The sequence below is a fragment of the Marinagarivorans sp. genome, from assembly GCF_982758155.1.
The window spans coordinates 1-11,940 of record NZ_CEXWTU010000156.1 but is presented as its reverse complement, the minus strand read 5'-3'; the positions used below and the strand labels follow the sequence as shown (position 1 = coordinate 11,940).

Sequence of the window (11,940 nt, the reverse complement as noted above, 5' to 3'; positions counted from 1 at the left end):
GCAGGAGCATAATGTCGTGGAGCAGTTACCGGGGCATGTAACGCTTTGAGCAACGCTGCTGAGCAGGCCGGAGGCAAGTATTATTGGATAAAGAATTTTTTCCTCGGCCCTTAATGCAGCTTGGGCCTGCTTTATTGTGGGGCTAAAGTGTTCTGGCCGTTTGTTGTCATGTCGATAATCGCTTTCTCGACATAGGTTTGCAGTACGGCGGGTGATTCCTGCAGTAAAATGTCGATGTCGCGTATTTCTCCGGTATCTGTGTCTCGGTCTTTAATTAGCTTATGAGCTGCAGTCTCAACTATTTGTGCAATAACGACGGGCTGTTCAAAAAACACTTCTGGGTTTTTGGTGCAGTAGTTAGTAAAGCCGTAAAGCGCTTCAATGGCAGCACTTTTGAAGTAGGCTGGGTGAATGTGATGCGTCAGCTGATCAATATGCTGAGCAAAACTTGCTTCACTCGGCGTCATTGAGCTGCGGGTTAGTTCGCAGTCAAGGGTGAAGTCCTGCATATCTTTGCCGCCAAAGACAATGTATCGAGCATGGGTAAGGCTTTGCCAAATTTCTAATAGGAAATCCTCATCGAAGTTGGTGATAAGCCCTCGCTCTACACGCCACTCAAACCAGTCTGTGTCAATTGCGTGCGCAGCTTCTGCGTCACTGTTGGCAATACCGGCGTAGCTCGCACGCTTATTGTTGTACGACTGGGTAACACCGAGAGAAAACAGCTGTCGCTGTGATTCAAGAATGGCTTCAATTTTATTTAAGATATGTGCAGGGGATCGGACGCCAAGCTCTTCAAGGGTAAGCTCGCTATCTTCTTGCTTGCAGCAAAGGCGGAGCAGGTTGTGAAGTTGAACAGAACCTAACCCTTTAAAGAGGTCTGGTCTTGTTCGCATAAGCCCGCCGATGGTGGCCAGCACTTCTTGAATGAGTGTGTGCTCTAGAGCGCTGTCAGTAACTTCACTGATGTCTCGGTAAATTTCAGCGTTGGGTTTTGCGTGTGCGAGGGTGATGCGCTTATTCTGTTGGCTACCAATACTAATTGAAAGGTGACGCGCCGCTAGCATGGTCAGTGCATCGCCGAGATCAATATGGGTGTGGCCTAATATGGCAAAACAGGTGCGAGCACTTAACCAGTGATTTTGAATCTGTGCATTAAAATAAATGTGCTTAATTAAGTCTTTGAGGCGAGTGTGTCCACCACAATTTACCGTTTCGTTATTAACGTTGCTTTCCAGCGAGCGATCTTGCATAAATGCATTAATGGCATCGTAAAGGGCAAGGTCGGAATCGGCGGTGAAAAGTGGCTCGGCTTCAGGTATTAGAGTCTCTTGAGTGATTTTGGGTGAGTAGTCGCTCATGTCTCGAGATCGTGTTTTGAAGGGTGTGAGGCATAGGCTGGGCAGGTGCAGTTCGTTATCTCTTGCGGCGCGCAATGCTAGGTTGGCTGAGGCATAACCTACATGCTCGTGTTGGCTGCGAAGCTGTAGTTGCCAAATGGCGTCGAAAAAAGCTGTTGCGCCAGGTGTTTCGCAGAAACGCTGGTCTACCATCCAGGTAAACACGGCGACTTCTTGGCCTAGCCAGTGGTTGTGAATGTGCGCCAGCTCTCGCTCGATATTTTGTGTGGCGAGTTGAGTATCGAAACTACGGTAACCATTTTGTTCGCTCTGCAGCCAAGATAAACATAAGCAGCGAGTGCCGTTGATGGTGTAAGTCTGGCTTGTGGCTAAGCTTTGCAAGCGGCGGGATGGGCGACCCGTCAGGCCCATGGTGTCGTTGGCGCCGACTTGCGTAAAGGCTTGGACTAAATGCGGTGCAGAGATTACTTTGGCCGGGTTAATGTCATCAAGGGATTCGGCAATAACACCATGCTTGGCGAGATGTTGTTTGATCTCATCATTCTCGGCAAGTACAACCAACGCGATTTGGCTTTTTGTATAACGCCTAGAGCGACGTCGCATTACGAGGGGGTCAAGGTCATCCTTTGTTACGTAGCCTTCATCAAGTAGCAGCCCAGTAATGTATAAGCTTTGAGCCCAAACAAGAGGGACGTTCTCATTGGCGACGCGTTTTTGGCTACGAGGGCTTTTGCGCTCGGCGTCCACATTTTCGGATGGTACATAAAAAAGTTCAGGCAATAAGCCAAACCCGTCCACATTGACCATTAACGATTCAAGCTTTCGGCGGTAGGCATCAGCTTGGGTGCGTTCATCATCAAACAGGGCTTGTATGTAGAGATAGGTGTAAAACAGTGGCCATTCGGATTCGATGTGCTCAAAGCTGGCAAGCTCTGAGTGTTCATAATGAATGCGTGAGCTTTCTTCAATAGCTGTTTGGTGGCCGTCCCATAAAAAGCGTTTGCAGCCATATTCGCCGCCTAACTTACTCAGAATTTCGTTGCGTGTGGTTTCGATTTGTTTCTTGTTGCCTACTGCAAATGCAGGGAAGCCAATAATGCTCAATAAGGCACTGTCGACCTCTTTTGATAGGGATTCCCTTGGCAGCAAGCTGGCTAAGGTATTGCGCGCGAGCGATACGGCATCGGGGATGGTGTGAATCACGGCGCGTTTACTGGCGTTTGCACCAAACAAGTTAAAGCCGTCAAGCGCTTGAAGTGCGGCTTTTGCCATGCCGACAGAGCTTGCATTAATTTCGGGTTTGCCGTTATTAATTTTATTACCACGCTCCCATATGCCAAAATCGGGAATGCGGTAAGCACTTGAGATGTAATAGACCAAGTTTTGAATAAAGTCGACTTCACCGAATGTGCGAATGATGCGTAAGCCAGATGCTGTCATTTGGGCCATCATCAGCAAAAAAATGGAGGTCGCATCAATTTGCAAGTGTCCCCAAGCATCATCAGCGACCACAGGGAGGCCCGTTGCGGTGTCGTATTTCGCGTGCAGTGCATCGAGGGGGTGCAGGGTGTGTTTGAATTTTTCGACTTTATCTGCTTGTCGCATCATGGATAAGAGTAAGCCGCGCATGAGTTTAATGGTGGTTTGCTCAAGTTGATCAGCGCGCTCACTTTCGTGTTGTCGGCGGTATGCCAAGCCAAGCGCCCAAATGCTCATGATTGAATAAACGTTATCGCGCACCCATGCATCGGTGTAGTCCCCGTGTGTGGTGACAGCAGTGCTGGCTGGCATAAGTCCAGTGACGGGGTGTTGTCGGCACATAATGACAGTTTCGACTTGGTCAAAAATAGCGTCGAGCTTTTCACGATTATTCATAGGTAAGGCACTTAGTCTGTGGGTCTGTCGGCGGGCTTTGCTCTAACCTTGATAGGTTAAAATCCCGTTCGCCATAAAAACACTTTTGTTTATTAGCACCCGGTCTAAAAATGGACTAGGAGCGGGGCTATGCATTACTAGCATAGACAATAAAAGTGTATTACGGCTGTTAGTCTAGATACTTTGATTATAACAAGAGCAAATTAAACGCCAAGGTATATCGGACATTCAAAAAAATCTTATTTGAAGCCTAGTGGTTAAGCTAGGCTGCAGGGGCGGGGCTTAGTTTTTGAAGGCGTAGAGCGATTGATGCTTCAATCCCTTTGCTGTCTAGCCCTATTTGCTTGAGTTGATCCGAGCGTTTTGCGTGTTCAATATAACTATCGGGGAGGCCAAGATTGATTATCGGAGTGGTAATGCTGTTCTGATTGAGAATTTGAGCCACGGCACTGCCTGCACCGCCTTGAATCGTGTTTTCTTCAAGTGTGACAATTAATTGGTGTTCTTGAGCTGCCTTGATGATCGCGGAAGTATCCAGCGGCTTTACCCAGCGCATATCGATAAGGCTATAACCCGACTTTAGAGCAACGCTCTTTGCCGATGGGAGTAGCACGCCAAAATTCAACAGGCAGACAGATGTTCCAGCAAGAATAGAGCGACTTGTGCCGATAGGAAGGTCCGTTGCCTTTTTATTAATGATTGCGCCTGAACCTGTGCCGCGTGGATAGCGAATAGCCGATGGGCCTTTAAAGTCATAACTGGTTTTGAGCAGCTGGTAGCATTCGTTTTCATCGCTGGGTGTTGCGATAATGAGTTCTGGAATACAGCTAAGGTAGGATATGTCGAAATTACCACCATGGGTCGGACCATCTTCGCCAACCAAACCTGCGCGGTCAATGGCAAACGTAACATCTAGCTTCTGAATGGCAACGTCGTGAACTAACTGATCGTAAGCGCGCTGCAAAAAAGTTGAGTAAATAGCGACAACTGGCTTCTGGCCTTCGCAAGCTAAGCCTGCAGCCAGGGTGACTGCATGTTGCTCGGCAATGGCGACGTCAAAATAGCGGTCGGCAAAGCGTTCGGAAAACTCGACCATGCCCGAGCCTTCACACATGGCGGGTGTAATGCCGACAAGGCTAGAATCTTGTTCAGCGGTATCGCAGAGCCACTGGCCAAAAATGTCTTGGTACTTTAAGCGTTTCAGTTGACGTTTTTCGGGCTTAGGTTCGATCTTGTTAAGGGCGTGGTAGCCAACAGGGTCTTGTTCGGCCGGCGTAAAGCCCTTTCCTTTTTGTGTGATGATATGCAGTAGTTTAGGGCCGGGAATCTCGCTAAGATTTTTTAGGTCGTGGGTCAGTCGCGGAAGGTCATGGCCATCAATTGGGCCTACATAATAAAACCCTAATTCCTCAAAAAGAGTGCTTGGGGATACCATTCCTTTCATGTGCTCTTCGGTTTTACGCACTAATTCAGAGGCTTGAGGAAGCCGCTTTAGAACCTTTTTTCCGCCTTCACGAAAACTGGTATAGGCCTTGGATGCCCAAATCTTGGAAAAGTAGGTTGCCAGTCCGCCGACATTAGGTGAGATAGACATATTGTTATCGTTTAAAACAACAAGTAAGTCAGCTTTTGTATGTGCCGCATGGTTGAGCGCTTCAAAAGCCATGCCGGCTGTCATAGCTCCATCACCAATTACGGCGACAGCTTTTTGCGTTCTACCGGCCATTTGTGCGCCCAAAGCCATGCCTAAAGCGGCGCTTATCGAGGTGCTTGAATGGCCAACCCCAAAGGAATCGTAAGGGCTTTCGGAGCGTTTTGGAAAACCCGACAAGCCGTTTTGTTGACGTATTGAGCCCATAGCTTCACGACGACCGGTTAATATTTTGTGCGGGTAGGTTTGATGGCCTACATCCCACACTACACGGTCTTCGGGGGTGTTTAAGACATAATGTAAGGCGATGGTGAGCTCTACAACACCCAGCCCAGCACCGAAGTGCCCGCCAGATTGACCCACGGTAAATAATAAAAATGCACGTAATTCTTTGGCTAACTGTGGCAGTAGCTTTTCATCGAGTGCGCGTACATCAGCCGACCCTTGGATGGTATCAAGCAGAGGCGTTTGGGGGCGTTGGGCGGGAATTTCGTCAAACATGTATACAGCTTAAACAGTAATGAGACGGCATTGTATTGCGACTTCACAATGATTAAAAGCGCGACACAAAGATAAAGCGGCTATGGAGCAAAGAAAGCTGTGATGAAATAGCGCTTAAGCAATCATATTGGGCGGTGAGTTTACCTCCCATGCACTGATGGCGCGTTTGAATGTAAGCATCTGGTCATCAACCATTAGTGGGGGAAATATTGTTTCCTCCACTAATGGTCATTCGTGAGGGAATAGGTTAGGGCCGAGGAAAAAATACTTTACCCAATAATACTTGCCTCCTGCTTCCTCAACATCGTTGCCCAAAGCGTTACATGCCCCGGTAACTTACCCTACTAACCTATATCCTTATAGGCCCCGGCATGCGCCCCTTCGAACGCCTTGTTGATAAAGCAGGCGCCTTCGCCTAATTGGACAAACTATTTTTGCCCCGCCCCTTATTCCGTTGCGATAAAAAAGGCATTATCCCAAAAGGCGCCGAACATACCGGTATCATCTATTGTTTGGTACATGCGTATGAGAGCACTTTGCGCCCCTTCGGGTGCGCTGATTTGCCCGCCGAGTGCTTGCCAGTTTGGTGTGTTTGTCGTTTCGTAGCTGGCGCCAAGTTGTTGCCGGCCACTACAGTCTATATTTTGCATCCAAGCGACCCTTAATAAGCCGTTTCCTTGCTGAGACGATAGTTTATCTTGTTTAAAGCTTACCCCTGTTTTGAAGGTTTTATTGGCGCCAATGTTAACGCACTGGCTTAAAGCCTCGCCGCGGATTTTTTTTCCGAAGTTAGAGTGGGCTTTGATGTGAATACCACCGGAAACCTCTTGGCCGCCATATTCATTCCACTCGGCAGGCCAGCCGGTTTGCCAGCTGTCGAGTTGATTTTCGAAATCACTATTGTGAATGTGATTCTCGCCAATGGGGCGAGTATATTGGCTGAAAACAGATTGGATTACCGTGCCAGATTCTATTTCTGTGAGGGTGAATTCAATATCGTCCCATAGCGCGTATGCGGGCTCGCCACCTGCGTTGATGTGAACAATTTCAACCATTATGGCTTTGGCACCTAAGGCTGGAACCAGGTCGGTTTTGCTGACTTTTTGCCAACCCGGTGCGGCTGTTGGGTTGAGTTGAGCATTGTATTCGCCACCGGTTGAGCAATCGTCTGATGTAAAAGAAACCACGCGTAGTTCATTGTCTTTAAGGTTGGCTGAGCCCTCTTGCTTAACAAATGCGCTAATACTGGCTTTGCCAATCCCTTTTACGGGAATGCATTGGCGCAGGCGCGTTTTACTTTCGACTTCACCTTTCGAAAATGCTCGTAATGCCGTTGTACCGGCAGTACCTTCTTCGGGTAGCGTTTCGGCATCGCCTCGGATTAACCAGCCATCTACAAGGTCCTCAAAGTTACCGTTCTGAATAAGCTGGTCGCCGACAGCGGAACCACGCGTGTCGTTGTTGTTAAACCCTAGGTCGCTGATGTCACTAATACTAAGTTTGACGGAGCTTATGCTATTGCTGGGGCAGTCTGCTTGAAAAAGAGGGGTGCCGTCGGGCTGAATACACTTATAAATGTCTGCAGCATTAACAGCGGGAATTGTTAATAACAGCGAACAAAACAGTGAAAACTGGGGCTTGCATAGGATCATAGTGTTTCCATTAACCGGTATGGGGCGTTATCACACTGCAGGATTTCGCCAAGCAGGCCCGTTACTTTTTGTTTCATGGACTAATTAAACGTCAAAAAACCAGTAACCTCAATATTCTAGAGCTAAAAGAGTGATCTATACAGTTTGTATGCTGTAGCGAACAAGCTTTATGTGCATTTAAGCGAGAGTGATAAACGCAAAAAAGAGCCTTTTGGCGCCCAAGTCGGGCGATTCGTGTCAGCGCTTGGGTTTGGAGTAATTTCCATATGGAGGGCTTCGTCGCTAACATTCGAGATCTTCCGTTCAATGCTATTTCGTCACCTAATATAATATTTATTTGTAACTATTCAGCCATGCGTAAATAGGCGGACAAACTGATCATTTTCTGGGCCGCTCAAGCCATCAAAGGATGCTTTGACTATCGTTTTAAGGGCTGGCGTGTCAAAATTGACGTTTTCGCAGTTATGAGGCTAAGCCGATGGGCGATAATATCTCTGCCACACGCTTGAACACGCTGATAGATGAGCCAGCAGAAGAGTTGGATGTAAGAGCTGCGTTATTTTTTCGCGGTAAAGAATATAGCTTGCTACCGAGTAACTTACCGTTTCAAATTGGTCGTGATGAGTCGGTTTGTCAGATGGTTGTTGATAGCGAACTGGCTTCGCGTAACCACTGCGCGATCGTGATGAAGGACGGTCAGCTTGGCTTGTTGGATACCAGTACCAATGGCTCGGTGGTTAAGTTTGGTCGAGCTGATAGTATCGTTGTCCATAACAAGTTTCTTCCTCTAGCGGGACAGGGGTGCTTTAAACTGGGTGAAAAGGTCGATTTGAATGATCCTGATCTCATTATGTTTAAAGTGACGAAGGTCTGCGTCGCAAGTTAGCGTTTCCGTTTCTTTTGCTTCGCTCTGTGGCAACGCTAGCCATCGCGGTAAGTAGATTGTTTTATACAGGGTAAGGTTTTACATCTTGCCTTTCAACGCCCTTATTTGAGCACAATATGTTAATCAATTGGTATCCTGGGCATATGGAGAAGGCCCGCAAACAAGTTAAAAATATCATGCCTTCGGTGGATGTTGTGATTGAGGTGCTGGATGCGAGGCTGCCTTACTCCAGTTCTAACCCTATGATCGAAACCTTACGCAAAGATAAGCCTTACCTTAAAGTGCTGAGTAAGTCGGACCTTGCTGACAGCGCCATTACCGAGCAATGGTTAGCTTTTTGGCGCGAACAAGAAAATGTTGATGCGTTAGCGATTACTACTGAGAAAAACAGTATCGCTAAAACTATACCGGATAGAGTACTTGCCATGCTGCCTCAGAAGGCTCGGCGTGCTAAGGCAGTGCAGGCACTTATTCTCGGTATCCCAAATGTGGGTAAGTCTACACTCATCAATACCTTGGTTGGCCGTAAAGTCGCGAGCGTAGGTAATGAGCCTGCAATTACTAAAGCGCAGGCCAGAATTCGTGTAACAGACGATTTTGTGCTTATTGATACGCCGGGAATGACTTGGCCGGGCGCCAAGAATGAAATGGTAAATTATCGCTTGGCAGCCAGTGGGGCTATTCGTGATACGGCACTTGAATATGACGATCTTGGCTTATTCGCGATGGATTACATGCTGCAGCGCTACCCTGAGCGTGTGAGTGAGTACTTTACGATAAAATCGTTGTCTGACATTGCTTACGAGGCCATGGAGCAAGTCGCTAAACGGCGTGGTTGCGCAAAAGGTGGGCGTGTGGACTTCTTGCGTACGGGAGAGCTTTTTGTTCGCGAGTTGCGAGCGGGGAAGCTTGGGCGTATTAGTTTCGAGGAGCCTTTTGTAAGTTATCATCAGCGAGATTGATGATAGCCGCAGTGCTGTGGTTCTGTTCCTTTATTTTCATAGCGTTAAGCGCTAAGGTAATTACTATATTCTCATTACAGTTGTGTTATGAAGCCACTTAAAACGAAAGCTGAAGTTCGTGCCGAGCTTGAACAAGCCATATCCAGCTATATGTCTGGTGGTGGCGAGGTGAATGCCGTGCCGCGAGGATTAAGTGGTAATCCGAATAACGTCAACATTTTCGCACAGGGTTTTAACGGTCGCACGTCTGAATCACGCACTCCGGTTACTGAATCGGTTAAAGCGTTAGAGGAGCGCAAACACCCAGTACAGCCTAAGCCGCGTCGGCCTAAACGAAAGCTCATTAAAGATGATTTCGGTGAGCCTTTGCGCTGGGTTTGGGAAGATTAGCCCAGTGCTTTTACCTCAATCGTGGCTTTTTAAAACAGAGCCTGATGAATTCTCTATTGATGATCTTGCTCTGAAATCGCCCGCGGTTTGGGATGGCGTACGCAACTATAAAGCGCGTAACTACTTGCGTGATGATATTCAGCTAGGCGATAACGTTTTTATCTACCACAGTAGCTGTAAGTTGATCGGCATTGCGGGGCTGGCGACCGTTGTGCGTAGCGGTTATAACGACCCGGCACAATTTGATTCAAGCGGCCCCTACTATGATGCGAAAAGCACGCTCGAAAAGCCGCGTTGGTATTGCGTGGACTTAAAGCTGAAGCGACGATTTGATCATGTTCTACCATTAGCAAGGTTAAAAAAAGAATCTCAGCTGGCAAGCATGGTGCTTCTTAAACAGCCTCGTCTCTCTGTGCAACCTGTATCCTCTGATGAATGTCAGCACATAATGGCAATGCTTTAACTACACCTTATTTCTAACCAAATCTCGAATAATGAAACGTGCTGGGTGAACCTGGCGGTAAAGCTGTTCGTCAATAGGGAGTGGCTCGCCGGTGATGACGCTGGCCAGTATTTCCGCCGCTAAAGGGGTGTACGAAAGTCCTCGTGAGCCATGACCAATATTGATGAAAAGGTTGCGATGGTATTGCCCCGGCTGATCAATGATCGTGTATTTATTGGCGCGGTAAGGGGCAAAAGTTTCAAGCATTTCTTCTGTATTACATACCGGGCCTACGATGGGTAGATAATCGCGCGTAGTACAGCGGTAGGAGGCTCGACCTTGTATATTTCTTAGGTTGGGTAGCGGGGCAGGGCTAATTAACTGAGCGGCTAGTGCCAAGTTTTTCAGATTGTCCTCATCGGATACTGCCAAATCATGCCGGCCTAAATCAAAGGTCGCACCAAAACACACTGTTTCAGCCTTATCTTGTCGCTTAATCGCTGGAGCAATATAGCCCTCACCACAAAGGCATGTTGCTAATGGAAAGGCTTCATTGTCGGCTATCTCACCGTAGGTCATCTGCCCTCGAATGGGCTTGATGGCGAGTTGTGCTGTTTGTTCAAATTGGGTGGCGCTGTTGGCGTTAGCAATGATCACTGCGTCGGCCGTTAAATTATCGTCCGAGCCAAGATCCAGCTCCCATCCAGCTTCAATGGGGGTGAGGCTGTGGACCGCCGTGTGCTCTTTCACGGTAATGTTGGAGTGCTGAAGTAGATGCTGACAGACTTCTGGTGGCTGTAACCAGCCACCATACTCAGTGAAAAGCCCCTCACTGTCGTTATCGAGTTGCGTAGCCTCTGCGCTGTACAGTTTAGTGAGCCATGAAGCCAAAGGTTTATTTTCTTTGAGTTGTTCGGCAACTTTCAATTGAATCGCTTGCTGCTTGTCTTCCATACCCAAGTGCAATACGCCGCAACGTTCTCCATTACGGTCATAAAAACCGTTGCTATAGAGGCTGTCGGCGTAGTGCAGCGCATATCGGTTAAATTGGGCCAGTGCATCTTGCTGATGAGAAAAGCGCGTATAAACCACACCTTGTGGATTACCGCTTGCACCACTGGCAATGTTGTTTTTCTCTAATACTGTAATTTTAAAGCCGCGTGATGCTAACGCATAAGCGCAGTGGGCGCCGGCTAACCCTGCGCCGATAATGGCAATGTGTTTTATATTACTTTGCTGCTGGTTGGGCGATAGATGCCATGATGCGTTAGGTGTTTCTTTTTGGCGCGCCCGCTGGCGAGTTGCACGGCCATTTTCCCTTTGAGGCTTTTCCTCGTGCGTGTCTCGCGCATTAGATTTTTCTGATGGCTCAAAAAAGCCGGCCAGCATTTCACGCTTGGGGCCAAAGCCTGGCGTCGCTTTCACGTTAAATCCGGCTATGTGTAAGTTGCGGCGAACATCGCTAGCGGATGTAGACGTGGCGATTGAGGTGTTTTTTTGACTGAGTGCGGCCATGACCTCATAGAGTGCAAGCGTCCACATGTCGGGATTTTTAGCCGGCGAAAACCCATCCAGAAACCAAGCGTCCACGGGGCTAAATGAGCTTCCATAATGGTAGCCACTCTGGTGAACGTGTTGCGCACAGCTATGAGACGGCCGCAGTCCCGCAAGGCCATTTTTGGCATCATCAAAAATTAACGTTAATTTAATTCGCCCTCGGTTAAAAGTGAGCCGATTAACGTTGCTTTGTAAGGGGCTGGGGTACTGTTTATAAAGTTGTTCGGCTAATAAACTTAATTCGGTCCACTGCGAATTAGACTTCTTAATCTGTTCTCGATTGAGGGGGTATTTTTCAATCGCGATATAGTGGAGTGTTGCAGTCTTTGGGGCCACTTTATTCCATAGTGCCCAAGTGGTTAAAAAGTTAAGGCCCGTTCCAAACCCTGTTTCTGCAATGGTGAATATCTGATGCTGGCTTGAGCAATGCGCTAAGTTACCCCAGCGTGCTTGTAATTGATTGTGCTGTAAAAATACAAATCGCGATTCTTCAGGGCCGTTATCTTCATTGAAATAAAAGTCATCGAAAGTGCGTGATTTTGGCACGCTTGAATCGGTCCAAATTATTTCAGGTTTTTCAAATTCAGCCATAACATTGGGACTGCTTTAGGAGAGGTTTCAGGGTTTAAGGGGCGGGGCAATAATAGTTTGTCCAATTAGACG

At 47.8% G+C, this 11,940-nt stretch carries 8 protein-coding genes; 4 read left to right on the top strand and 4 right to left on the bottom strand.

All coding sequences use genetic code 11. From position 1 onward, the window contains the following. Window positions 1–131: 131 nt before the first annotated feature. From AC3A8L_RS15010 to AC3A8L_RS15000, 3 genes are all read right to left on the bottom strand, one after another. Window positions 132–3,236 (bottom strand): phosphorylase b kinase regulatory subunit alpha/beta, encoded by a 3,105-nt coding sequence (locus tag AC3A8L_RS15010; protein ID WP_487963082.1) that lies wholly within the window; start codon window positions 3,234–3,236, stop codon window positions 132–134. 262 nt (window positions 3,237–3,498) lie between these two features. Further along, complete coding sequence (gene dxs / locus AC3A8L_RS15005) at window positions 3,499–5,388, bottom strand: 1-deoxy-D-xylulose-5-phosphate synthase (protein WP_487963081.1); 1,890 nt, start codon at window positions 5,386–5,388, stop codon at window positions 3,499–3,501. Window positions 5,389–5,834: 446 nt separating this feature from the next. Then, entirely contained in the window at window positions 5,835–7,040 is a 1,206-nt protein-coding gene (locus tag AC3A8L_RS15000) for a hypothetical protein (protein WP_487963080.1), read from the bottom strand. Between the two features lie 478 nt (window positions 7,041–7,518). Here AC3A8L_RS15000 and AC3A8L_RS14995 point away from each other — a divergent pair, with 478 nt between their 5' ends. From AC3A8L_RS14995 to AC3A8L_RS14980, 4 genes are all read left to right on the top strand, one after another. Beyond that, window positions 7,519–7,926 carry an FHA domain-containing protein gene (locus tag AC3A8L_RS14995; protein WP_487963079.1) on the top strand — a complete coding sequence of 136 codons (408 nt, stop codon included), beginning with the start codon at window positions 7,519–7,521 and terminating at the stop codon, window positions 7,924–7,926. Between the two features lie 116 nt (window positions 7,927–8,042). After that, the gene (ylqF, locus tag AC3A8L_RS14990) at window positions 8,043–8,888 is read left to right on the top strand and encodes a ribosome biogenesis GTPase YlqF (RefSeq protein WP_487963078.1); all 846 of its coding nucleotides are present in this window, start codon (window positions 8,043–8,045) and stop codon (window positions 8,886–8,888) included. Window positions 8,889–8,975: 87 nt separating this feature from the next. Next, entirely contained in the window at window positions 8,976–9,278 is a 303-nt protein-coding gene (locus AC3A8L_RS14985; RefSeq protein ID WP_487963077.1) for a hypothetical protein, read from the top strand. A gap of 4 nt (window positions 9,279–9,282) precedes the next feature. After that, window positions 9,283–9,741, top strand: a complete 459-nt coding sequence (locus AC3A8L_RS14980) for an EVE domain-containing protein (protein WP_487963076.1) — start codon at window positions 9,283–9,285, stop codon at window positions 9,739–9,741. Here the strand turns inward: AC3A8L_RS14980 and mnmC1 are convergent, their stop codons facing one another. Then, the gene (gene mnmC1 / locus AC3A8L_RS14975; protein ID WP_487963075.1) at window positions 9,742–11,868 is read right to left on the bottom strand and encodes an FAD-dependent 5-carboxymethylaminomethyl-2-thiouridine(34) oxidoreductase MnmC1; all 2,127 of its coding nucleotides are present in this window, start codon (window positions 11,866–11,868) and stop codon (window positions 9,742–9,744) included. Between the last annotated feature and the right edge of the window lie 72 nt (window positions 11,869–11,940).

Excerpts from the sequence above, each read along its gene's own strand:
- AC3A8L_RS14995 (WP_487963079.1), top strand. The coding sequence starts at position 7,519 with ATGGGCGATAATATCTCTGCCACACGCTTGAACACGCTGATAGATGAG.
- dxs (WP_487963081.1), bottom strand. The coding sequence starts at position 5,388 with ATGTTTGACGAAATTCCCGCCCAACGCCCCCAAACGCCTCTGCTTGAT.
- AC3A8L_RS15010 (WP_487963082.1), bottom strand. The coding sequence starts at position 3,236 with ATGAATAATCGTGAAAAGCTCGACGCTATTTTTGACCAAGTCGAAACT.
- ylqF (WP_487963078.1), top strand. The coding sequence starts at position 8,043 with ATGTTAATCAATTGGTATCCTGGGCATATGGAGAAGGCCCGCAAACAA.
- AC3A8L_RS14985 (WP_487963077.1), top strand. The coding sequence starts at position 8,976 with ATGAAGCCACTTAAAACGAAAGCTGAAGTTCGTGCCGAGCTTGAACAA.
- mnmC1 (WP_487963075.1), bottom strand. The coding sequence starts at position 11,868 with ATGGCTGAATTTGAAAAACCTGAAATAATTTGGACCGATTCAAGCGTG.
- AC3A8L_RS15000 (WP_487963080.1), bottom strand. The coding sequence starts at position 7,040 with ATGATCCTATGCAAGCCCCAGTTTTCACTGTTTTGTTCGCTGTTATTA.